We start from the raw sequence: 22,154 nt of genomic DNA on the forward strand, positions 1-22,154 counted from the left end.
CACGCCCTTCCATGACGTAAAATGGTATTACTTCACCAATCCATGAGCGGGATTCATCATCATGCTGGAGCGGATCCACCTCAGTATCGTGCAGCAGGTCGAGCAGCAGGGCTCTCTCACCGCTGCCGCCGGCGTACTCAACCTGACCCAGTCGGCCCTGAGCCACAGCATGAAGAAGCTGGAGCAGCAGCTGGGTACCGACGTCTGGCTGCGCGAAGGCCGCAGCCTGCGGCTGACCCAGGCCGGGCAGTACCTGCTGGCGGTTGCCAACCGGGTGCTGCCACAGCTGGACCTGGCCGAGGAGCGGCTGGGCCAGTTCGCACAGGGTGAGCGGGGTGCGCTGCGCATCGGCATGGAATGCCATCCCTGCTACCAGTGGCTGCTGAAGATCGTCTCGCCGTACCTGGCCGCGTGGCCGGACGTGGACGTGGACGTCAAGCAGAAGTTCCAGTTCGGCGGCATTGGTGCACTGTTCGGGTACGAGATCGACCTGCTGGTCACCCCGGACCCGCTGCTGAAGCCGGGCCTGAAGTTCATTCCCGTATTCGACTACGAGCAGGTGCTGGTGGTGGCCAGCAATCATGCGCTGGCCAAGCTCGACCATGTAAAGCCACGCCAGCTCGCCCAGGAAGTGCTGATCAGCTACCCGGTGCCGTTCGAGCGCCTGGACATCTACAACCAGTTCCTGCTGCCGGCCGGCATCACCCCGCGACGGCACAAGGCCATTGAAACCACCGACATCATGATGCAGATGGTGGCCAGCGGCCGTGGCGTGGCCGCCATGCCACGCTGGTTGGTGGAGGAGTATGCCGCGCGCATGGACGTGGTACCGGTGCGCCTCGGTGCGAAGGGCATTCCCAAGCAGATCTATCTGGGTGCGCGCCAGGCCGACACCGGCATCGACTATCTGGAGGCCTTCATCGACCTGGCGCGGAACAGTTCGCCCCTGGCCAGCAGTGCAGGCATGGGCAAGTAATGTCCGCACCTACGTCACTGCGGGCGCAGGCCTTCCTTGATGCCTTTTCGCTGGAGGTAAGCGCCAAGGCCATGCCGGCGCTGGCTGCCGAAGCCGCCCGCATTCCGCGTGGCACGACGATTTCCATTCCCTGGCTGGCCAGCGAGGACGACGACGCACGCCTGGCAGCGGCGCGCAGGGTGCGTGAACTGGGCTTCGAGCCGATGCCGCATCTCCCGGCCCGCCGAATCGGGTCGCGTGCCGCGCTTGAGCGGTTCCTGCAGCGTGCCTCCAGCGAGGCCGGTGTCGCCCAGTACCTGGTGATCGCCGGCGATCTGGCTACGCCCGCCGGCCCATTTGCAGATAGCGCTTCGATCATCCAGACAGGGCTTCTAGAGAGGGGCGGCATCAAGGTCGTCGCCATCGGCGGTCATCCCGAGGGCCATCCGGTGATGGGCAGTGACGAGTGCTGGCAGGTGCTGGATCACAAGTGCCGAGCCATCGAAGCACGCGGCATGGCGCCGATGATCATCACGCAGTTCGCCTTCGATGCCGACGTCGTTCTGGCCTGGTTGGACGCGCTGCGCGCCCGTGGCATCGATGTTCCGGTACTGGTCGGCGTGCCGGGTCCGGCAAGCATCGCGCGGCTGGCACGCTACGCCGCAATGTGCGGGGTGGGTGCCAGTGCATCCATGCTGGCAAAGTACGGCATCTCGATCGGACGACTGCTCGGAACCGCGGGGCCGGAAGTATTCGTGGACCACCTGGTGAGCGGTTTGACTGAGGCCCACGGGTTGGCCAGCCCGCACTTCTTCCCGTTCGGTGGTATTGCCCAATCACTGGACTGGATCAAACGGCATCGGGCGCAGGCGTCGGTTGCCCGCCGCTGACAGGTCAATCATGGCGGCCGGGCAGTTCACGTGGTTGCCCGGTCCCGTCCCGGTCAGCCCTGCCGGTGTCGTATCTCGGACGGGCAGCTGATCAGGCCGGCATTGCTGATGGCCTGGCGCGTACCGCACGCGCGGCACGCAAGCACGGTGCCTCCTCTCACATGCTCCATCTCCTGCTCACCCCAGACGCTGGTTGCGCCGCACGCCGTGCAGGTTGCTTCTATCTGCAGGGCCCGGGCCAGGTCGCCCTCTGCGCCCGGTCTGTAGGTGAGGTCGGTGATCTTGAATATGCCGGTATGACTCATTGGAACGCCGTTGTGGGTCTACTACGGGAAGATATCGATGCAGAGGTGTCGGGCGCGTTGGCGCGGCGTCGAGAAGCGGTGCGGGTCCACTCACGGGTCAGTCCGCAATGTGAATTCCTCCAACCGCGCACGGCTGACGGACTGATGGTTGCCGCACCCCGGGCAGCTGAGCGAAGCAGCGCCGTTGAGGTCGACAAGCCCATGACCAGGAATGGCCCGGAATTGCCTTGAGCATTTCAGGCAGGAGCAATCAATCCGGGTGACCTGCAGCAGGGTGCCATCCTCACGCGCCACTCCTTCGACGCTGACTACATAGAACTGTCCGATGTCTCGCATGAAGATGAACAATGCCCTGAACGTTTGGGGCGCCCATCATGCCGTCTGGCGTGCCGTACGGCGCAGCCATCGACCGTCCTTATTCTGAAGAATTAAGAATACGCATCACGGCCCGGGCTTGTACCGGATGCTAGAGTGTGAATAGGTGCCGACGTGGCGCCACATTCAAGGCGGATGTCCATGCCCATCAGGGCCGTTGTATACGCAAGCCAGGCCGCCGAAGGTCTTTCGATTGATCGTCTGAAGGCGCTCGTGGCCGATGCTGCAAGGTTCAACAAGCTTGCAGGGGTGACAGGCGTGCTGCTGCACGACGGCACGCGATTCGTGCAGTACTTCGAAGGCCCGGAAGATGGCGTGGCCAGCGTCTACGAGCGCGTGCTGCAATCGGCCAGCCACACGGATGTCGTGGAGCTGGCCCGCGGGCGCGTCTCTACCCGCCAGTTTCCCTATTGGTCGATGCACCAGCTTCCTGCCGATCAGCTTCTGGTCGGCCGACTTGCCAGGGCCGACTGGTCACGCTTCAAGAGAAGCCAGCCCGAGGAAATCGCAGGCTCCGCGTGGGGAATCGATGTGCTTGCTGCGGCGGTAGCGCCCTACGTACACGCCGCTTAGTTTCCGCTTCGGCGGCCACTTGATCGAGGTGTGCAGTGAAATGAAGGCTCTCATCACGCTCATTGCTGCACTGGCTGCGGGCCCGGCGCTTGCCGATGCCCCGCTGCCGCCGCCGGAGAGGTTCACGGCATGCTCCTCCGCGCGGAATCTCTGTGCTGATTCCGATCCGGCCTTGAATTCAACACGGGTAACGCCGCAGGCATCCGGTCAAGAGGCCTGGCTGATACCCGGGTGGCATCGCTGGCTGTTCCCGTCGGACGATGGGGAGTCGGTCGTGGTCGGCTACGAGGGCATGAACCTGGTTCCGGCTGACGTGAGGTTGAGCGAGCCGGTGCTGCTTTTCTACCATCGTGGCCGCTTGGTCCGCACCGTCACCCTGGGTCAACTGTATCGCCGCACATCGCAGCTTCGGCGTACCGTCTCGCACTTCGCCTGGGCGAGTACCATCGGCTTCAATCACTCCAACCAGCTCGTGGTCGAGCTGGTCAATGGAGAGAAGGTGGCGTTTGCTCCCAGAACAGGTGCTCGCGAGCCGGTTCGGCCGGACGGGCGCTGACTGCCCGCCGCTGTCACCGCCCGGATTGATCGGGACGCAACACAGGCGCTGCCGGTTGCAGCCGGGCCTGGATGAATTCCAGCAACGCCCGGACCCGCGCCGTGACCGAATGGCGATGGCTATAGGCTCCAAGCAGTTGCAGCGGCGCAGGTAGCAGATCCAGTTGCACTTCCTGCAGCCGGCCGTCGGCAATGTCGTCCTGGCACGGATGGGCCGCAACGATGGCAAAGCCCAGGCCTTGGCGTGCGCCCGCAACGGCCAACTCCCCACTGTTGACCCGATAGCGGCTGCGCACAGACACCTTCACGATGTTTCCCGTGGCGTCGAGAAACTGCCAGGGCTGCCCCTTCAGGGCACTTGCGGTGGTGATGCAAGGGAAGCGCTTGAGTTCATGCACCCGATGCGGCACGCCAGTCCTGGCCAGCAACGCCGGCGCGGCCACCACAATGCTGGGCAATGTCGCCAGAACACGGGTGATGAACGCACTGTCATCCTGCGGGCCACGGTGGAAGAACAGGGAGAGATCGATGTCTTCGCGCAGCACTTCCAGGCCGGTCAGGCGCGTGTCGCACTCCAATTCAATGCCGGGGTGGAGACTGCAGAACTCGGCGAGGATGGGCGCGAGCAGCCGTGGCGCTTCGGTCGGAATGCACATCCTCAGAGGACCCTTCAGTTCGCGCTGCACCGCGCCGAGCTCCTCCTCGGTGGACAGCAGGGTATCGAGCAGGGGCTTGGCGCGCGCGTATAGCAAGGTGCCGGCTTCGGTCATGCGCAGGTGGCGGGTACTGCGCTCCAGCAGTCGAACGCCCAGGTTGCGCTCCAGTGAAGCGACATGGCGACTGACGTTGGATGAAGGCAGGGCCAGCAGGCGCGCCGCACCCGAAAAGCTCTGCTCGTCTACAACGGCCACGAACACACGGACGGTGTTCAGGTCGAAACTACTGCGCATGACTATCCCGTCCAGGGTATGAACTTCTCTCACTTCTGCATGCTAGTTGCCAGCATTGGCAGAGTCCAGACTGCACTCCCGCCCCATGGATGCTCCGCAATGGCGTACCCGGGGCTGATAAAAGGCGTGTTGGAATGGACGTAGGAATCCTGGGTGGCGGCATCGCAGGCCTGAGCGTGGCCCTTGCCCTCCACAAGCAAGGGCACAGCTGCTTCGTATACGAGCGCCGCACCGCACCATCAACCATGGGCGCCGGCGTGACACTCTGGCCCAACGCCGGCTTCGTACTGCAGGAATTCGGGCTGCTGGAGGACATGGGTGCAGTCGGCGGCCGGCCGACATCCGTGCACCGCTGGAATGCAGCGGGTGACCCGCTGGGTGGCCTGGATATCACGTTGCTAGACCAGATCATGGGATACCCGACCCATACGATTCTGCGCAGGGACCTGCAGGCGGTTCTGCTGGATCATGTGATGCGAGCGCGTATCCCGGTGGCGTTCGGGCATTGCGCCGAAACAATTGAGCTGGATGCCAGCGGCAAGGCCGTGGCGCGGTTCAACAATGGGCACAGCATCCGCCCGGATCTGCTGCTCGGCGCGGACGGGCGCATGGATTCGGTGGCGCGCAGGTTCGTCGCGGGGGACAACACGCCGATCTACCAGGGCTTCGTGAACTGGATCGGGGTTGCACAGGGCAGGGCACTGGCAAGCGACATCAGGATCGATGACTACTGGGGTGCCGGGGATCGTTTCGGCTGCGTCGCCGTCCGCGAAGATCGGGTGTATTGGGCGGCCGCGCAGGCGCGCCCACTCCCTGCGGCGTCCCCCGCCGCGGGCATGCACGACGAAGTGAGGTGCTTGTTTGCAGGATGGCCCGAGCCTGTCGACCGCCTCATCGAGGCCACGCCGGCGCACGCCGTCCAGCGGGTCGCCGTGCACGACCTTGAGCCGCTGCACACCTGGAGCCGCGCAAACGTGCTGCTCATTGGGGACGCAGCCCATGCGCCGCTGCCAACATCGGGGCAGGGAGCATGCCAGGCACTTGAAGACGCCTGGCACCTGGCACGCTGCATTGGCGGGGGCGATGGCTGCCTGGAAGAGGTACTGCTGCGCTTCGCCACCATCCGCGGCCCCAAGACTGCCCGGCTGGCAGAGCAGGGCCGCATGTTCGCGCGCGGCCTGTTCGCCAACGACCCTGAAACCTGTCGTATCCGCAACGAGCGCGCCAGGGCATCCGACCCAATGCGCGACGCGCTGGCCATGGCGGCAGGATGGTCGCAGGGCCTGCCGATGGCCGACCGCGTTGAAAGGCTGGCGGCAAACAGTGCAGGCAGCATGTATCGCCTATGAAAGTTGGGAATCACCCATGGCCTGACCGCGCCATCCCCCACCTTCACCCCGCAGCAGCGAGAATGCACCATTGGGCGCGCTTCGACGCGCGCCGTTCACTGCCCGCAGGATCGCGAAGATGTCCAAGCCCCCCTTTGGTGAATCGTCATGTGCCGCCGCTGCCAGCGGTTGCGTCGAGGTGCGCGGTGCGCGAGAGCATAATCTCAAGAATGTCGACGTCTCCATCCCGCGCAATGCACTGGTGGTGTTCTCCGGGGTATCCGGTTCCGGCAAGTCTTCGCTGGCCTTCGGCACCGTCTTCGCCGAGGCACAGCGGCGCTACTTTGAATCCGTTGCGCCCTACGCGCGGCGCTTGATCGACCAGGCCGGCGTGCCCGATGTGGACGCCATCGACGGGCTGCCACCGGCAGTGGCGTTGCAGCAGCAGCGCGGCGCGAGCAATGCACGTTCATCGGTGGGCAGTGTCACCACGCTGTCCAGCCTGGTGCGCATGATGTATTCGCGTGCAGGTGCATACCCGGCCAACCAGCCGATGCTGTACGCCGAGGACTTCTCGCCCAACACGCCGCAGGGCGCCTGCAGCACCTGCCACGGGCTTGGGCATGTGTACGAGGTGACCGAAGCGCTGATGGTTCCGGACCCGTCGCTGAGCATCCGCGAGCGCGCCATCGCTTCCTGGCCGCCAGCCTGGCATGGCCAGAACCTGCGCGACATCCTGGTCACGCTCGGCTACGACATCGACGTGCCGTGGAAGAAGCTGCCGAAGAAGGACCGGGAGTGGATCCTGTTCACCGAGGAAACACCCACCGTGCCGGTCTATGCCGGCTTCACGCCGGCCGAGACCCGGGCCGCACTCAAGCGGAAGCTCGAGCCGAGTTACATGGGCACGTATACCGGCGCGCGCCGCTATGTGCTGCAGACCTTTGCCAATACCCAGAGCGCGTTGATGCGCAAGCGGGTTTCCCGCTACATGGAAGGCAAGCTGTGCCCGGCCTGCCACGGAAAGCGACTGAAGCCGGAAGCGCTCTCGATCACCTTCGCGGGCGTGGATATCGGCGAGTTCATGCGGCTGCCCCTGGATCAATTGGCGGATCTGCTGGAGCCCATCGCGCAAGGTGACTTCAGCGCGCACAGCCGGGGCGAACCCACCAGCAGGAACGCCACGCGCCGCGACCGCAACCAGCGTGCGGCCAGCGGGCGCGCCGTCCATGCTGCGGCCCCGGATGTCCGCCTGACTTCGGCCCTTTCGGAAGAGAAGCGGCTGGCTGCACAGCGACTGGCGGCTGGGGTCATGGCGCGTGTACGGCAGCTGCGTGAGCTGGGCCTGGGCTATCTCTCGCTGGACCGCGCCACGCCAACGCTGTCCGCCGGCGAACTGCAGCGCCTGCGGCTGGCCACCCAGCTCAGCTCGCTGCTGTTCGGTGTGCTGTACGTGCTCGACGAGCCTTCGGCTGGCCTGCACCCGGCCGACAGCCAGGCGCTGTACGACGCGCTGGATCGGCTGCGTGATGGCGGCAACTCGGTGTTCGTTGTGGAGCACGATCTGGAGCTGATGCGCCGCGCGCAGTGGCTGGTGGACGTGGGGCCGGAGGCCGGCGAACGGGGAGGGCGCGTGCTTTACAGCGGCGAGCCCGACGGCCTGCGCCAGGTGCAGGATTCGCGCACGGCCCAGTATCTGTTCGACCGGGTGCCGGCACCCGCCAGCCGCCAGCGCAGCGCAAGGCATTGGCTGGAACTGCAGGGCATCCATCGCCACAACCTACAGGGCGTGGACGCCCAGGTGCCGTTGGGGTTGCTGACGGCAGTGACCGGCATTTCCGGCTCGGGCAAGTCCAGCCTGATGGCGCAGGCACTGCCGGAGCTGATGCTGCTGCATCTGGGGCACGAACCCGCGGACGATGGTGCCGAGGCATCGCCGACCGACGGGCCGACGGTGATCGAAACCACCCGAGGCCAACTGGCCGGGGATGTGGACGCCATCCAACGCGTGGTGCAGGTGGACCAGAAGCCGATCGGCCGCACGCCACGCTCCAACCTGGCCACCTATACCGGGCTGTTCGATCACGTTCGCAAGCTGTTCGCGGCGACGCCGGCCGCACGTCGTCGCCGGTTCGATGCGGGCCGTTTCTCGTTCAACGTGGCCAAGGGCCGATGCGAGACCTGCGAAGGCGAGGGTTTCGTGAGCGTCGAACTGCTGTTCATGCCCAGTGTCTACGCCCCATGCCCCACCTGCCACGGCGCGCGTTACAACGAAGCCACGCTGAAGGTGCTGTGGAATGACCGCAACATCGCCGAGGTCCTGCAGATGACGGTGGACCAGGCGCATGCGTTCTTCAGCGGGGAGGAGCCCATCGCCCGACCGCTGCAGCTGCTGCAGGAAATCGGCCTGGGTTACCTGCGGCTGGGCCAGCCGGCCACCGAGCTTTCAGGGGGCGAGGCCCAGCGCATCAAGCTGGCCACCGAACTGCAGCGCAGCCAGCGCGGGCGCACGCTCTACGTGCTGGACGAACCCACCACCGGCCTGCATGCCTCCGATGCGGACAGGCTGCTGGTACAGCTGCAGCGGCTGGTCGAGGCAGGAAACACCGTGGTCATGATCGAGCATGACATGCGTGCGGTCGCGCAGGCCGACTGGGTGATCGACGTCGGCCCGGGCGCAGGTGGCGCGGGCGGCACCATCGTGGCGAAGGGAACGCCGCATCAGGTGGCGCGTGCCAAGGGCAGCCGGACGGCGCCGTTTCTGGCGCGCGAGCTGGCGCCTCTGTAGGGCCGAGCCATGCCCGGCCATCACTTTCCGCCAGATCTCGGGTCCGCCGGTCCATCAAACGATGTTCAGCTCTCCCCGCGCCACTGGCTCATCAACATCTGAAGAAAGCGTTCCGCAGTAGGCGAGAGCAGGGCGCCTCGGCGACGGACGATCCCGATCGTGCGCGACACCACAGGGTTGCCTATCGAGCGCGTCACCAGGGTGGGATGATCCCCGTCCGGCGTCGCCATTTTCGGCAGAACAGAAACGCCGATGCCGGCCTCGACCATGCCCAGTGACGTCGACAGGTGGGTCACTTCGTAGTGCCAGCTCAGTTTGAGGTTCTCGCGCGCCAGGGCGCCGTCCAGCAGCGTGCGATTGCCGCTGGTGCGATGCACGGTGATCAGCTGATGCTCGGCCAGGTCGGCCCACTCCACCTTGCGCTTGCGGGCCAGCGGGTGGTCGCGTCGGCAGGCCAGCACGAACGGGTCTTCGGCCAGTACGTCGAAATCGAGATTCGGATCGTTGGCGCCCATGAAGTTGATGCCGAACTCGACTTCGCCACGTTCCACCGCCTGCAGGCCCTCGGTCGCCGGGATATCCAGGATCCGGAAGCGGACGTTGGGATGCGCTTCGTGGAAACGCGCCATCACGCTGGGCAGGAAGTAGAACGCCGCCGTCGGCAGGCACGCGATGGTGACGGTAGCGCCGCGGGTGTCTTCGCGGCCGCGCAGTGAGAACAGTGATCCATCGAATTCCTCCAGCATGCGACGCACCAGCGGCAGCAGGTTCTCACCGACGGCAGTGGTGCTGACGCTGCGCGTGGTCCGCTCCAGCAGCGGCGAACCCACGGCCTGCTCCAGCTTCTGGATCCGGCGGCTGAGTGCCGGCTGGGAGACATGCAGGATCTCCGCCGCCCGATGAAAGCTGCGCGTCTCTGATACCAGCAGGAACGCGCGTAGATCGAGAATTTCGCAATTGATGCTCATCAGGTATCAATCATCCAAAAATCAGCAATTCACAGATTAATTGGGGTCATGCCAGTATCGAATCACAGAGGGGTCATTCATCCCCTATACGCATCAATCTAGCACACGTATGTCCAACGATCTGCTCAGCATTCCCTGCGTGCTCATGCGCGGCGGCACCTCCAAGGGCCCGTTCTTCCTGGCCAGCGACCTTCCGGCGAACACCGCCGAACGCGATCGCCTGCTGTTGGAAGTGATGGGGTCGGGTCATCCGCTGCAGATCGACGGCATCGGTGGTGGCAACGCGCTGACCAGCAAGGTGGCCATCATCGACCGATCGAGCCGGGCAGATGCCGACGTGGACTATCTGTTCGCCCAGGTAAGGGTGGAGCAGCAGGTCGTGGACACGTCTCCCAACTGCGGCAACATGCTGGCGGCGGTGGGCCCGTATGCCATCGAGCGGGGGCTGGTGCAGGCTCAGGATCCGCAGACCGAGGTGCGCATCCACAACGTCAACACCGGCAAGCTGATCATCGCGACGGTGGAAACGCCGGGCGGTAACGTGGTCTACCGCGGCGATACGCGCATTGCCGGCGCGCCGGGCTCGGCTGCGCCGGTCAGGCTCTCTTTCCTTGATGCCGCGGGCGCCCGCACCGGCAAGCTGCTGCCCAGCGGGCACGCGCGGGAGTCCATCGATGGCGTCCCGGTCAGCCTGGTGGACTGCGCCATGCCGATGATGCTGGTGCGTGCCGAGGACCTGGGCGTACGGGGTGATGCTTCGCCCGCCGAACTGAACGCGGACGCGACGTTCATGCGCCGGCTGGAAGCGCTGCGCATCCAGGCAGGTGCCCGCATGGGCATCGCCGACGCCGGCAACAAGGTCATTCCCAAGCCGGTGCTGCTGTCGGCGCCGCAACAGGGGGGCGATCTGCAGGTGCGCTATTTCATGCCGCACCAATGCCACACCGCACTGGCCATCACCGGCGCGGTCGGCCTGGCCACCGCCGCCGTCACGCCGGGCACGCTGGCCCACACTTTGGTCGGATGCCTGTCCGTTCCCGGCAGCATTACCCTCGAACATCCGAGCGGGGCCCTGGAGGTGAGTCTCAGTCGCATTTCGGACGATACGCCGGTGATTGCCAGCGTGGTGCGCACCGCACGCCGACTGTTCGACGGTCGGGTATATGCAACGTCGCCCGCGCACGCCACGGCCAGTACCACCCAAGACCGCCAATGGACGTCAGCGGCATGATCTGAAACCGGCTGGGTCGGCACAGGCGTGCCTGCCCCGCCACCACAACGTAGATGCTTCACTCCTGGGAGGGATGATGTACAAGCAGTTCCTGATGGCCGCGCTGTGCGCGGCCGGCCTGGCCGCGGCCGGGTGCAGCAACAGCGGCCGCGCCGAAGGTGCGACCACAGGCAGCGCTGACAACGCACCGGTGCGCATCAGCGTCGGCTCCTACAACCTCAACAACCTGCCGTTCTTCATCGCCGACGCCAAGGGCTATTTCAAGGATGTCGGTCTCGAAGTGAAGACCGAGAACTTCGCCCAGGGCGGCTCCAAGGTACTGCAGGCGCTGGTGGCCAATTCCACAGATGTGGCCGTCGGCTTCTACGACCACACCATCCAGATGCAGGCCAAGGGCAAGGACGTCGTCGCCTTCGTGCTGCTCTCGCGCAATTCCGGGCTGGTGATGGCCGGCCGTGAGGATGCCACCTTCGATCCGGCCCGGCCGGAAACCATCAAGGGCCAGAAGGTCGGGATCACCGCGCCGGGCTCCTCGTCAGACTTCTTCGTCCGTCACTTCCTCGCCCAGCATGATATTCCGGCCGACAGCATCTCGCTGATCGGCGTCGGCTCCGGCGCCGCAGCGGTTGCCGCCCTGGAGCAGGGCAAGATCGACCTGCTGGTCAACTACGACCCGGCTGCCACCCTGATCACCGAGCGCAAGGTCGGCAGGATCCTCCTCGACGCGCGCAGCGACGACGGCGCCCGCCAGGTCTATGGTGGCCTGTACCCGACCTCGGTGATGTATGCCAACCAGAGCTTCCTGGACAAGCGCCCCGAAGCGGCCGAGAAGATCGCCCGTGCCGAGCAGATGGCATTGAAGTTCATCGCCGACAACAGTGCCGAAGAGATCGTTGCCGCGCTGCCGGACAGCTACGTCTCCGGCGATCGCGCCACCTATGCCCGCGCGGTGGAGAACGCGCGCGCGATCTTTACCCGGTACGGTCACTTCACGCCGGCCGACCTGGAAACCCCACTGAAGGTGCTGCGCGAGTTCAACACGGATGTGGCCAAGGCCAACATCGATCTGTCCAGGACCTACACCAATGCCTTCGTCGAGCGTGCCAACGCTGCGGCGCCGGCGGCCCAACCGTAAGCGGAGGTAACCCCATGGCCCTCAATGCCACCGTGCGCCAGTTCAATGGCGCACCGCAGCTGGAGCCTGCACAGACCATGGTCGCCATCAACAAGGTGACCATGTCCTTCGGCGAATTCACCGCCGTGCGTGATGTCGACATCCAGGTGGGTGACGGCGAGTTCCTTGCCATCGTCGGCCCGACCGGCTGCGGCAAGAGCACCATCCTCAATTCCGTGGCGGGTCTGCTGAAGCCGTCTTCCGGGCAGGTCAGCATCGACGGCCGCGCCGTCAGCGGCGTGCAGGAGTCGGTCGGCTACCTGTTCCAGCAGGATGCGCTGCTGCCGTGGAAGACGGCTTACCAGAATGTTGAACTCGGCCTGCGCTTCCGCGGCGTGCCCGAAGCCGAACGCAAGGCCAAGGCCAACGCGTGGTTGGCCAAGGTCGGCCTGGCCGGTTTCGAGCACCGCTACCCGCACCAGCTGTCCGGTGGCCAGCGCAAGCGGGTGCAGATGGCGCAGGCGCTGATCGTCGAGCCGAAGGTGATCCTGATGGATGAACCGTTCTCGGCGCTGGACATCCACACCCGGCACCTGATGCAGAACGAGCTGCTGCGTCTGTGGCAGGAGGACCGGCGCTCGGTGATCCTGATCACCCATGACCTGGAAGAAGCGATCGCCCTGGGGGATCGCGTGGTGGTGCTGTCCTCCGGCCCGGCCAGCCGTGTCGTGCGCAGTTTCGACGTGGATCTGGAACGGCCGCGCAACGTGGCCGAGATCAAGCTGGATGACCGTTTCACCGACCTGTACCGCGACATCTGGGCCTGCCTGCGCGGCGAAGTGGAGAAGAGCTATGCACGCCAAGACTGACAAATTCATCCAGCTGGCCCTGGTAGTCGCCGTTTTCGGCGGCTGGGAAGGCGGTATCGCGCTGGGCGTGATCGATCCGTTCTTCTTCCCTTCGCCGACGGCGATCGTGCAGCAGGCCTGGACCTGGCTGTCCGATACGTCCTTCTACCAGCACGTCTACATCACCCTCACCGAAACCGCGCTGGGCTACATCATCGGCACCGGTCTGGGTGTGGCTGGCGGCGTGTGGCTGGGCCTGAGCCGACGCTCGGCGCGCATCCTCGATCCCTTCATCAAAGGCTTCAACGCAATTCCGCGCGTAGTGCTGGCGCCGATTTTCGTGTTGTGGCTGGGGCTGGGCCTGTGGTCGAAGGTGGCGCTGGCGGTCACCCTGGTGTTCTTCACCACGTTCTTCAATGCCATGCAGGGCGTGCGCGAGGTGAATCCGGTGGTGCTGGCCAATGCCCGCATCCTGGGCGCAAGCCGCAGCGACCTGCTGCGCCATGTCTACTTCCCCGCAGCAGCCAGCTGGATCCTGTCCTCGCTGCGCACCTCGGTGGGCTTCGCGGTGGTCGGCGCGATCATCGGTGAGTACCTCGGGGCCTCGGCGGGCCTGGGTTACCTGATCGCGCAGGCCGAGGGCAACTTCAATGCCGTGGGCGTGTTCGCCGGCATCATCATCCTGGCCGCCTTCGTGCTGGTCATCGACGCCCTGCTGGACGTGGTCGAGAACAAGCTGATCACCTGGCGTCCCAACGCCCAGGCACAGGCCACCAGCTGAACCGGCCGCGCTGAGCCGGCCTGCCGCCGCCGGACCGATCCGGCGGCGCGCACTCCTTCCCCCGATCTTCCCCCGCACCACCGCAACAGGCCAGCGCCGGGCCAGGGGGCCGGCTGGCCGGAGAGAGAGCCCATGAATCATTCCACCGTGCTGCCGCTGGCAGCGCTGTCGGTCGCGCTCGGCCTGCTGTTGGCCAGCGGTCACGCAGGCGCCCAGTCTACTTCGCCCCCGCCCGCACCACTGAGCCAGGCCGAACTGTCACACCTGGTGCAGCAGCAGGCGTTGCAGATCCAGCAACTGGAAGCTCGCCTCCGCGCCGTGGAGGGCGGGCAGGGCACTGCGGCCGCAACGCCCACGCCGCCCGCACCTGCGCTGGAGACGCGGGTGGCCGCACTGGAATCGGGACAGTCCAAGCTGCCCAAGGTCTCCTGGGCCAAGGGCGCACCGGAGTTCAGCAGTGCCGACGGCAATACGGTGTTCCGTCCCCGCGGCCGCCTGTTCGTCGATGCCTCAAGTACTGACGGTTCCGCGGTCGCCGAACGCAATGTTTCGGGTACCGAGATCCGTTCGGTGCGCCTGGGGGCAGAGGGACGCTACGGAACCCTGGGCTGGGTGGTGGAGGGTGACTTCGCCGACAACGCGGTGGCCTGGAAGTCGGTCTACGCCACGCTGGACCACACCCTGTTCGGCCTGCCGGCCGATCTCACGATGGGCAACCGCTTGAACGATCGCGGTATCGATGGCTCCAGCAGCACCTCCAACACGCCGTTCCAGGAACGCAACGTGGTCGGCACGTTGATGCTGCCGCAGCGCGGCCTGTTTGGTGTCGGGCTGACCGAGCGCGTGCATGGAAAGGGGTGGCACGCCAGCCTGTCGGTGTCCGGCAACGACCTCAACAACGCCGGCACCGACAACGACAGCCAGACCTGGGCCACGCGCGTCCACTGGAATCCGCTGGACACCGCTGACGCCACGGTGCATCTGGGCGCATGGGCCTTCCACGAGAAGATTCCCGCTGGGGCCAGCGGCGTGGTGCGCAGTTCGGCCATCGCAGGGCATTTCAACGATCTGGTCAAGATCGCGCCGGGCACACTGCTGGGTGCCGAGCGCAGCACCGCCTACGGTGCGGAACTGGCCGGCTTCTTCGGCCCGGCGTGGGCAACCGGCGAGTGGGGTACGCGAAGCCTGCGCGGGGCCGATGCCAGCGGGCGCTATGGTCGCGACCACGAGGCGTGGGCGATCTCGGCCGGCTGGTTCCTGGCGGGCGCGCTGCCGTCCTACTCGGGCAAGGCCGGCACGTGGGGCAAGGTGAAGGTGGCCGATCCGGTGACGCGCGGCGGCAGCGGTGCGTGGGAGCTGAAGGGCCGCTATGAGGACGTGGACTATGCCGAACTGCCCAGTGGCGGTACCGGCCACGCGTGGACACTGGGCGCGAACTGGTACCTCAACGATTTCAGCCGGGTGATGTTCGAAGCCGTGCGTTGGCAGACCCGCCACCGCAGCGGCAGTGCCGCGGGCAGGGATGAAGGCACCACCTTCAATACCCGGCTGCAGTTGGCCTTCTAGAGCCGGGCCGCCGCCTGCATTCTGGTCACAGCAGCAACAGCGCAGCGATGAGTGCAGGCGGCATCACCAGCGCGCCGACGCGCAGGAAGTCGAGCGCGCTGACATGCTCGCCTTCGCGACGCAACGCCACCAGCCACAGCATGGTGGCCAACGAGCCGGTCACCGACAGGTTCGGCCCAAGGTCCACGCCGATCAGCAGCGCGGCACGGGTCTGTGCGGGCAGTTCAGCCATCTGGCCCAGCGAACCGGCCGCAAGGCCCACCGGCAGATTGTTGGCCACGTTGCTGAGCAGTGCGGCCGCGCCACCTGCCAGCCAGCTGGCCTGCTGCGGTGACGTCTTCGCCAGCGCCTGCAGCGCGCTGGCCGCAGTCTGGATGACGCCGGTCTGCGCTACCGCTTCCACCAGCACGAAAAGCCCGGCCACCAGCGGCAGCACGCCCCAGGCTACGTGGCGCAGCAGCGGTAGCGGGCTGCGGCGCTGGCGAACCACCACCGCCGCCACGCTCAGGGCACCGGCGCAGAACGTGGCCAGGCCCAGCGGCCCGTCAAGTGCAGAGGTCACCAGCAGCACGCTGCCGGTGAACAGCACACCCAGCGCACTCAGGCGCCCGCCCTCGGTCAGCGGGCGATGCTGCGGCGCGGCCACCAGCGGCTGTGCGATCTCGCGCCGGTGCACCCAGCGCAGCACAAGATAGGTCGCACCGATCGCAGCCAGCGAGGGCAGTGCGAACTGCGCCAGCCACTGCAGCAGCGGTGGCATGTGCTGGCCGTAGACCACCAGGTTGGCCGGGTTGGAGATGGGCAACACGAAGCTGGCCGCATTGGCGATGAAGGCACAGACGAACAGGTAGGGCAGGGGATTGGCGCGGGCCGCCTTGCAGGCCGCGTAGACCGCCGGGGTCAACACCACGGCTGTCGCATCATTGGAAAGAAACACCGTTACCAGCGTGCCGACCAGGAACACCAGGTCGAACAGGCGCCGCCCCGAGCCGCCCGCATGCCGCACCGCATACAGCGCCAGCCAGTCGAACAGCCCTTCGCGGCGGGCGAGCTCGGCCAGCACCATCATGCCGACCAGGAAAAGGTAGACGTCGCGGCCTTCGGCGACTGCGTGCCAGGTGGTGCCGAACGACACGGTGCCGCTGAGCGGAAGCAACGCGGCCGCGCCGAGCGCCCACACGTACTCCGGGATGCGGAACGGGCGGAACAGCAGGCCGACAGTGGCAACGGCCACCGCCATCCAGATGATGAGCGAAGAATGGGAAGCGAGCATGGAGTGGGGCGTGCGCGGTGCCGTCCATCGACCCCGCCGCCGGTTCCCCGGCGTATGTGATCGGCGTGCAGGCGCCCGCTGCGATCAGTGCAAGTGCCGGGGTTGCAGCATCATACCGTGCCGGCTGCCCAGCGAATGCCCTGGCGTGGCGCGGTCCGTGACGGCCGCGCCAAGGCATTCAACACGGCGCCTACTGCGTCGCGCACTCCACCTTGCGATCGAACTCGGTGCCCAGTACGACAGAGGTGATCGCAAGCGTTGTGCCCTTTCCGGCGCGCAGTGCAAACGGTACGCTCAAGCGGCTCATGTCTGCCCCGGCCTTGGCCAGGCATTTGAGGGGAACGCCCAACCTGAGCCACTCATTCCGCGGCGCTGCCGACAGCGCAGGGCCCAGCGCAACCTCGGCAGAACACGCCGCCCCGCAGGCGGTACCCAGTGTCACTGCGGATGCCGCAGGGAGCTGCTCGACACGCACGGTCGCTACCACGGAGAGCTCGCCGTTGGTCTCGCGCGACCAGTCCAGCGGAGTATTGGCCTGCAAGGCCACCGTGGCCGGCGCCCGGAAACTGAACTGGCGTGCGCCCTCCTGCACATCGGTGTTGATCGCGACCATCGCCAGTGACTGGTCGGCAGTGGTTGCATTGGGATGCACGACATCGGTCGATTCGCCATTGGCGGCAGTCAGGCGAAGCATCAGGCCGGTGCCGGCCACACCACGCTCGAACAGGGTGCCGCTACCCGCGGCGTCCGGATCAATGCCGGGGTCCTCGGAAAGCGCAGGTAGATTTCCCTTGTCGGCATAGGTCAGGCCGTATCCGAAGGCGAACTGCGGGTCGTAGTCCTTCTGCCCCACGTTGTTCTCGTACTGGTTGGCGCGGCGTGGCCAGGAGTAGCTCAGCTTTCCGCGGAAGTCGTGTTGCACGCGCCCATCGCCGCCGCGCAGCAGCACATCGGCCACGCCCCCACCTTCCGAGCCCGGCAGCCACGCAGCCACGAAGGCATCGGCGGCGTTGATTTCGCGGTTCAGCCACAGCGGGCGCCCACTCAGGAACACCCCCACGACCGGAATGCCGTCTGCCTTCAGGCGTCGCATCAGCTCCAGGTCTCCGGACTTGCCGTTCTTGAACATCAGGTTGGGCAAGTCGCCCTGAAATTCGGCGTAGGGATCTTCGCCAAACACCACGATGGCTACATCGGGGCGATTGCGGTAACGGCCATCGATGGCCAGTTCGGCCTGGCCGCCGCCCGACTTGACCTGTGCCTGCAGACCTTCCCAGATCGTTTCCGCATTCGGGAAGTCCTCGCGACGCGTGCCGTCGCCCTGCCAGCTGAGCGTCCAGCCGCCCGCCTGACGGCTCATGTCGTTGGCGCCATCGCCCGCAACCAATACCCGCTGTTTCGGCGAGAGTGGCAGCAGCTGGTTCTGGTTCTTGAGCAGCACCAGCGATTCACGCACGGCCTGCCGCGCCACCTGGCGATGCGCCGGCGCCCCGAGCAGCTCGAACTTGCCGCCCAATGCGCGCTCGGAGGGCTTGGGCTTGTCGAACAGGCCCATGCGCATCTTCACCCGCAGGATGCGGCGGACGGCATCGTCCAGCCGCGCCTCCGGCAGGGTGCCGTCCTTCACGTGGGCCAGCGTGCTCTCATACATCCCCTTCCAGCTGTCCGGTGCCATGGCCATGTCCAGGCCGGCGACGTAGGTCTTCGCGCAGTCGGTGTTGCTGCAGCCCTTGATCTGGCCATGGCCGTTCCAGTCACCGACCACGAAGCCGCCGAAACCCATCCGGCCCTTCAGCACATCGGTCAACAGTGGCTTGTGCCCGTGCATCTTCTCGCCATGGAAGCTGTTGAACGACGCCATCACCGACTGCGCGCCCGCATTGATCGCCGGCAGGTATCCAGCGGCATGGATGTCACGCAATGCGGCCTCGCTGACCGTGGTGTTGCCCTGGTCCTTGCCGTTGCCCGTGCCGCCATCGCCGAGGAAATGCTTGACCGTGGTCATCACGTGGTGGTCGTCGAGGAAGTCCGCGGCCCCCGCCTTGCCCTGCAGGCCCTCGACGAAGGCCCCTGCATAGCTGGCCACCAGTGCCGGATCTTCCGAGTAGCCCTCGTACGTGCGCCCCCAGCGGTCGTCCTGCGGGACGGCCACGGTCGGCGCGAAGGTCCATTCCATGCCGGTCACGCGGGTTTCGGCCGCGGTGATCCTTGCGATCTCGCGCAGCAATTCCGGGTTGCGCGCTGCGCCCAGGCCGATGTTGTGCGGGAACAGAGTGGCACCCACCACGTTGCTCTGGCCATGCATCGCATCAATGCCCCAGACGATGGGAATGGCCTTGCCACCGTTGCGCGTGTCCATCGAGGCTTCCCAGAACGCGTCGGCCAGCGCAAGCCATTCGGCGGGCTTTGCGTTGTAGCGGCCACCTGGGTCGGATGCGCCGCCTGCCAGTATTGAACCCAATCGATATCTGCGCACGTCATCGGGCGTGATGCTGGCGATATCACCCTGCACGATCTGGCCGACCTTTTCTTCCAGCGTCATTGATGCGATCAGCGCGTCGATGCGTCGTTCCATGGCCGGATCGTCGGCCAGCGGCCAGGTTGCCCTGGGCCAGTGCGCGGGCGTGATGGTGCCTGCGTCGTTCACCGGGGCAGGGGCCGCACCGGCCGCAGGTACCAGCGCCATGGCAAGCGCCGCAGCCAGCATCAGGCGGTGGGGACGGAACACGGGGTTGCGCTTCGCACGATCGGAATGACGGATGTTCATCGGAACAATCATCTCGGAAGGGTGGCTTGGGTCGGCTCGGCGGCCGGAAAGCAACCTGACAGCGTTGTCAGTCAAAACCGAGCATACCCAGCCCGTGGGACGAATGCTTGCTGCACAGCGGCATGGGATTTGAGGATAAAGTTGCATCTGTATCCACATCCCGTGGTGCAGGATTCCGGTAAAGATGGTGAGGCTATGACGGGCAGAGGGCGGGGGATGCCGGGAGCTGAGCAGGTGCTCGCAGGCAGGCCGGGACGCGTGCGGATCGAGGATGTCGCGGCAACGGCCGGGGTCTCGATGAAGACCGTCTCGCGGGTGCTCAACAACGAGCCGAACGTCTCCAAGAGCACCCGGGCCCGGGTGGAGGCGGCGGTGGAAAAACTGCGCTACCGCCCCTTGCCCTCGGCACGGGTCCTCGCTGGCCGGCGCTCCTACCTCATTGCGATGCTCTTCGATAACCCGTCCTCGAACTATCTGATGGAGATCGAGATGGGGGTGCTGGACGCGTGCATGGAACAGCACTACAACCTGATGCTCGCTCCGCTGATCTACGATGCGGCCGATATCGTGGAAAAGGTCGAGTCATTGATCATGCAGTCGCAGCTCGACGGCGTGGTGCTGACGCCGCCGCTGACAGACGACACCGCCCTGCTGGAACGCCTGGTCGACCTGGGCATCCCGTATTCCAGCATTTCGGCGAAGGAACAGAACCGGAACGTGGGCGTCGTCGTGGATGAAATCGGCGCGGTGGTGGCGCTGATCGCACACCTGGCCTCGCTGGGCCATACCCGTATCGCCCATATCAAGGGACACGCCGCGCATGGCGCAAGCATGTGGCGCCTGGCAGGCTATCGCGAAGGCCTGCGCAGGGCAGGCCTGCGCTACGACCCCAGCCTGGTCCTGGAAGGCGAGTTCTCATACGAATCCGGCTACATCGGCGCCAACGCGCTGCTTGATCGGCCTGATCGGCCGACCGCCATCTTCGCCGCCAACGACGATATGGCGGCAGGCGTCATCTGTGCGGTGTTCGAACACGGCCTAACGGTGCCATCCGACATCTCGGTCTGCGGTTTCGATGACACGCCGATCGCCCGCCAGATCTATCCGGCACTGACCACCGTCTGCCAGCCCACCCGTGAGATGGGCCGGCGCGCGGCCATGGAGCTGATCAAGGAAGTGCGCGAGCTCGGCAGCGGTGGCGTGGTCGATATTGCTTATGCCTTGCAGGTCCGGCGATCCACGGGACCGGCCCGTCACGATTGAACGCAGGCGCGATGGCGTGCCGACGCGGCCGGCACGCCATGCTGGCAGGCAGGGGCGCGGCTCAGTGGCCGCCTTCGGTGGCCAATCGCTCCAGATCCACGCCCTGGCGACGCAGCGTACGGCCGGCCGCCCACGCGTAGAACGCCAGATAGCAGAAACACAGCACGCCAATGATGAAGCTGTAGTGCACGCCGACCTTGTCGGCCAGTGCCCCCTGCGCCCAACTGACGATGCCGCCGCCCATGATCATCATGATCAGCAGGCTGCTTGCCTGGTTGGTGTGGCGGCCCAGGCCCGTGATTGCCAGGGTGAAAATGCAGGGCCACATCGTGCTGCAGAACAGCCCCACACTGATGAAGGCGATCACACTGGTCATCCCGGTGGTGAACATGCCGACCAGCTGCGCCCCGATGCCACACACGGCAAAGTACAGCAGCATGCGCGATGGATTGCCCTTGCTGGCCAGGGTGGCGATGATCATCAGGGCGATCACCGGTGCGTAGTGGAAGAACTGTGCGGAGTTGTGGCCAGAGATCGCGTTGACGGCAAGGTAGATCGCAAATGCAATGAACGGCAACACCAGCATCAGCAGCCTCTGCGCGCCTGCGCGCACGTCGAAGGCTCCGGCGGCCCCTCCCCAGCGACCGATCATCAGGCTGGCCCAGTACAGCGACACGAACGGGGCGATCACGGAGGTTTCCAGGCCTAGACCACCCTTGCTCAGGGGTTGCTCAAGGTAGGCTGGAAGATTGTCGATGGTCGACACCTCCACGCCGACGTAGAGGAAGATCGCGATCATGCCCATCGCCAGCTGCGGGTAGGAGAGCGCAGATCCGCGATCAGCCTGGTGATTCGTCCCGGTCGCAGCTGCGGGGACCGTGGCGCGCAGCTCGACATGATTGGGCACGCTCGAGAACCGCAGCAGTACGGCGACCAGTACGAAGGCGGCGCCCAGCACCAGGTATGGGGTCTTTACGCTCTCGATGCTCGCCTCTGTGTTGCCCGCTGACACGCTGCCAAAGATGGCAATGCTCACCAGCAGTGGGCCTACCGTTGCGCCCAGGTTGTTGACACCGCCGGCCATGGTCAGGCGCTGCGATCCGGTGGCCGGATCACCCATGATCACCGCCAGCGTATTGGCTGCGATCTGCTGGAGCGAGAAGCCCAGGCCCACGATGAACAGGCCGGACAGCATCAGTGCAAACGAGCCGGTATTGGCCGCCGGATAGAAGAGCAGGGCACCGAGTGCCGACACCAGCAGGCCAAGGCAGATGCCGTTGCGATAGCCCACCCGATGCAGCAGGTCGTTGCCGATGGCGCGGGAGATGGCGATGTAGATCAGCGAACCGGCGGTGTAGGCAACGTAGAACGCCATCGCCACGTACATGCTCTGCGCCTGGCTGAGATGGAACGCTTTCTTGAACACCGGAATGAGGATGCCGTTGCTTGCAGCGACGAAACCCCAGAAGAAAAAGACGGTGATGAGTACACCGAACTGCGACCAGCGGGTTGTGTGTTTCATGATTCTCGTGTCATCACGGACAGGACGACGCCCCGTGCGTTGTCGCACAGGGCAGGACGTGGTGATTGCGCGCGGAGGGCCGGCAAAACCGGCCCTCCTTCA

At 65.7% G+C, this 22,154-nt stretch carries 18 protein-coding genes; 12 read left to right on the forward strand and 6 right to left on the reverse strand.

What is annotated here, in order from left to right; genetic code table 11:
- Positions 1 to 61: 61 nt before the first annotated feature.
- Positions 62 to 976: a LysR family transcriptional regulator gene (locus tag V3B41_RS02005; protein ID WP_049430788.1), complete on the forward strand. Its 915-nt coding sequence runs from the start codon at positions 62 to 64 to the stop codon at positions 974 to 976.
- A complete protein-coding gene (locus tag V3B41_RS02010; RefSeq protein ID WP_049430785.1) occupies positions 976 to 1,845 on the forward strand; it encodes a methylenetetrahydrofolate reductase in 870 nt (289 codons plus the stop codon). Before V3B41_RS02005 ends, V3B41_RS02010 begins: the two co-directional genes overlap by 1 nt.
- Positions 1,846 to 1,898: 53 nt before the next feature.
- Here the strand turns inward: V3B41_RS02010 and V3B41_RS02015 are convergent, their stop codons facing one another.
- A complete protein-coding gene (locus tag V3B41_RS02015) occupies positions 1,899 to 2,150 on the reverse strand; it encodes a hypothetical protein (protein WP_049430784.1) in 252 nt (83 codons plus the stop codon).
- Positions 2,151 to 2,666: 516 nt separating this feature from the next.
- On the opposite strand from V3B41_RS02015, the gene V3B41_RS02020 reads away from it, so the two are divergent.
- On the forward strand, positions 2,667 to 3,098 hold the full coding sequence (locus V3B41_RS02020) for a BLUF domain-containing protein (RefSeq protein WP_049430846.1): 432 nt from the start codon (positions 2,667 to 2,669) through the stop codon (positions 3,096 to 3,098).
- 40 nt (positions 3,099 to 3,138) lie between these two features.
- Positions 3,139 to 3,654: a hypothetical protein gene (locus V3B41_RS02025; RefSeq protein WP_049430781.1), complete on the forward strand. Its 516-nt coding sequence runs from the start codon at positions 3,139 to 3,141 to the stop codon at positions 3,652 to 3,654.
- 13 nt (positions 3,655 to 3,667) lie between these two features.
- Here V3B41_RS02025 and V3B41_RS02030 read toward each other — a convergent pair whose 3' ends face one another.
- Positions 3,668 to 4,603, reverse strand: coding sequence for a LysR family transcriptional regulator (locus tag V3B41_RS02030; protein WP_049430778.1), 936 nt, complete (start codon positions 4,601 to 4,603; stop codon positions 3,668 to 3,670).
- Between the two features lie 134 nt (positions 4,604 to 4,737).
- Here V3B41_RS02030 and V3B41_RS02035 point away from each other — a divergent pair, with 134 nt between their 5' ends.
- The gene (locus V3B41_RS02035) at positions 4,738 to 5,952 is read left to right on the forward strand and encodes an FAD-dependent oxidoreductase (protein WP_049430775.1); all 1,215 of its coding nucleotides are present in this window, start codon (positions 4,738 to 4,740) and stop codon (positions 5,950 to 5,952) included.
- Positions 5,953 to 6,070: 118 nt separating this feature from the next.
- Positions 6,071 to 8,719, forward strand: coding sequence for an excinuclease ABC subunit UvrA (locus V3B41_RS02040; RefSeq protein WP_197631949.1), 2,649 nt, complete (start codon positions 6,071 to 6,073; stop codon positions 8,717 to 8,719).
- Positions 8,720 to 8,784: 65 nt separating this feature from the next.
- Here the strand turns inward: V3B41_RS02040 and V3B41_RS02045 are convergent, their stop codons facing one another.
- The gene (locus V3B41_RS02045; RefSeq protein WP_049430770.1) at positions 8,785 to 9,687 is read right to left on the reverse strand and encodes a LysR family transcriptional regulator; all 903 of its coding nucleotides are present in this window, start codon (positions 9,685 to 9,687) and stop codon (positions 8,785 to 8,787) included.
- A gap of 109 nt (positions 9,688 to 9,796) precedes the next feature.
- On the opposite strand from V3B41_RS02045, the gene V3B41_RS02050 reads away from it, so the two are divergent.
- The 5 genes from V3B41_RS02050 to V3B41_RS02070 all read left to right on the forward strand — a co-directional run bounded on the left by V3B41_RS02050 (position 9,797) and on the right by V3B41_RS02070 (position 15,227).
- On the forward strand, positions 9,797 to 10,918 hold the full coding sequence (locus tag V3B41_RS02050) for a 4-oxalomesaconate tautomerase (protein WP_329859988.1): 1,122 nt from the start codon (positions 9,797 to 9,799) through the stop codon (positions 10,916 to 10,918).
- Between the two features lie 76 nt (positions 10,919 to 10,994).
- Positions 10,995 to 12,053: an ABC transporter substrate-binding protein gene (locus V3B41_RS02055; protein WP_049430767.1), complete on the forward strand. Its 1,059-nt coding sequence runs from the start codon at positions 10,995 to 10,997 to the stop codon at positions 12,051 to 12,053.
- Positions 12,054 to 12,067: 14 nt separating this feature from the next.
- Entirely contained in the window at positions 12,068 to 12,901 is an 834-nt protein-coding gene (locus tag V3B41_RS02060) for an ABC transporter ATP-binding protein (protein ID WP_014647218.1), read from the forward strand.
- Positions 12,885 to 13,661 carry an ABC transporter permease gene (locus tag V3B41_RS02065; RefSeq protein WP_005409726.1) on the forward strand — a complete coding sequence of 259 codons (777 nt, stop codon included), beginning with the start codon at positions 12,885 to 12,887 and terminating at the stop codon, positions 13,659 to 13,661. Before V3B41_RS02060 ends, V3B41_RS02065 begins: the two co-directional genes overlap by 17 nt.
- 132 nt (positions 13,662 to 13,793) lie before the next feature.
- Positions 13,794 to 15,227, forward strand: coding sequence for a porin (locus V3B41_RS02070; protein WP_049430764.1), 1,434 nt, complete (start codon positions 13,794 to 13,796; stop codon positions 15,225 to 15,227).
- A gap of 25 nt (positions 15,228 to 15,252) precedes the next feature.
- Here the strand turns inward: V3B41_RS02070 and V3B41_RS02075 are convergent, their stop codons facing one another.
- A complete protein-coding gene (locus tag V3B41_RS02075) occupies positions 15,253 to 16,500 on the reverse strand; it encodes an arsenic transporter (RefSeq protein WP_049430762.1) in 1,248 nt (415 codons plus the stop codon).
- A gap of 190 nt (positions 16,501 to 16,690) precedes the next feature.
- The gene (locus V3B41_RS02080; RefSeq protein WP_100443851.1) at positions 16,691 to 19,267 is read right to left on the reverse strand and encodes a glycoside hydrolase family 3 protein; all 2,577 of its coding nucleotides are present in this window, start codon (positions 19,265 to 19,267) and stop codon (positions 16,691 to 16,693) included.
- Positions 19,268 to 19,483: 216 nt separating this feature from the next.
- On the opposite strand from V3B41_RS02080, the gene V3B41_RS02085 reads away from it, so the two are divergent.
- Positions 19,484 to 20,530, forward strand: coding sequence for a LacI family DNA-binding transcriptional regulator (locus V3B41_RS02085; protein ID WP_049430759.1), 1,047 nt, complete (start codon positions 19,484 to 19,486; stop codon positions 20,528 to 20,530).
- Positions 20,531 to 20,591: 61 nt separating this feature from the next.
- Here the strand turns inward: V3B41_RS02085 and V3B41_RS02090 are convergent, their stop codons facing one another.
- Positions 20,592 to 22,052: an MFS transporter gene (locus V3B41_RS02090; protein WP_049430757.1), complete on the reverse strand. Its 1,461-nt coding sequence runs from the start codon at positions 22,050 to 22,052 to the stop codon at positions 20,592 to 20,594.
- Between the last annotated feature and the right edge of the window lie 102 nt (positions 22,053 to 22,154).

Source organism: Stenotrophomonas sp. SMYL89, from assembly GCF_036319985.1.
Classification (GTDB): Bacteria; Pseudomonadota; Gammaproteobacteria; order Xanthomonadales; family Xanthomonadaceae; genus Stenotrophomonas; species Stenotrophomonas maltophilia_Q.

Excerpts from the sequence above, each read along its gene's own strand:
- V3B41_RS02005 (WP_049430788.1), top strand. The coding sequence starts at position 62 with ATGCTGGAGCGGATCCACCTCAGTATCGTGCAGCAGGTCGAGCAGCAG.
- V3B41_RS02010 (WP_049430785.1), top strand. The coding sequence starts at position 976 with ATGTCCGCACCTACGTCACTGCGGGCGCAGGCCTTCCTTGATGCCTTT.
- V3B41_RS02015 (WP_049430784.1), bottom strand. The coding sequence starts at position 2,150 with ATGAGTCATACCGGCATATTCAAGATCACCGACCTCACCTACAGACCG.
- V3B41_RS02020 (WP_049430846.1), top strand. The coding sequence starts at position 2,667 with ATGCCCATCAGGGCCGTTGTATACGCAAGCCAGGCCGCCGAAGGTCTT.
- V3B41_RS02025 (WP_049430781.1), top strand. The coding sequence starts at position 3,139 with ATGAAGGCTCTCATCACGCTCATTGCTGCACTGGCTGCGGGCCCGGCG.
- V3B41_RS02030 (WP_049430778.1), bottom strand. The coding sequence starts at position 4,603 with ATGCGCAGTAGTTTCGACCTGAACACCGTCCGTGTGTTCGTGGCCGTT.
- V3B41_RS02035 (WP_049430775.1), top strand. The coding sequence starts at position 4,738 with ATGGACGTAGGAATCCTGGGTGGCGGCATCGCAGGCCTGAGCGTGGCC.
- V3B41_RS02040 (WP_197631949.1), top strand. The coding sequence starts at position 6,071 with ATGTCCAAGCCCCCCTTTGGTGAATCGTCATGTGCCGCCGCTGCCAGC.
- V3B41_RS02045 (WP_049430770.1), bottom strand. The coding sequence starts at position 9,687 with ATGAGCATCAATTGCGAAATTCTCGATCTACGCGCGTTCCTGCTGGTA.
- V3B41_RS02050 (WP_329859988.1), top strand. The coding sequence starts at position 9,797 with ATGTCCAACGATCTGCTCAGCATTCCCTGCGTGCTCATGCGCGGCGGC.
- V3B41_RS02055 (WP_049430767.1), top strand. The coding sequence starts at position 10,995 with ATGTACAAGCAGTTCCTGATGGCCGCGCTGTGCGCGGCCGGCCTGGCC.
- V3B41_RS02060 (WP_014647218.1), top strand. The coding sequence starts at position 12,068 with ATGGCCCTCAATGCCACCGTGCGCCAGTTCAATGGCGCACCGCAGCTG.
- V3B41_RS02065 (WP_005409726.1), top strand. The coding sequence starts at position 12,885 with ATGCACGCCAAGACTGACAAATTCATCCAGCTGGCCCTGGTAGTCGCC.
- V3B41_RS02070 (WP_049430764.1), top strand. The coding sequence starts at position 13,794 with ATGAATCATTCCACCGTGCTGCCGCTGGCAGCGCTGTCGGTCGCGCTC.
- V3B41_RS02075 (WP_049430762.1), bottom strand. The coding sequence starts at position 16,500 with ATGCTCGCTTCCCATTCTTCGCTCATCATCTGGATGGCGGTGGCCGTT.
- V3B41_RS02080 (WP_100443851.1), bottom strand. The coding sequence starts at position 19,267 with ATGAACATCCGTCATTCCGATCGTGCGAAGCGCAACCCCGTGTTCCGT.
- V3B41_RS02085 (WP_049430759.1), top strand. The coding sequence starts at position 19,484 with ATGCCGGGAGCTGAGCAGGTGCTCGCAGGCAGGCCGGGACGCGTGCGG.
- V3B41_RS02090 (WP_049430757.1), bottom strand. The coding sequence starts at position 22,052 with ATGAAACACACAACCCGCTGGTCGCAGTTCGGTGTACTCATCACCGTC.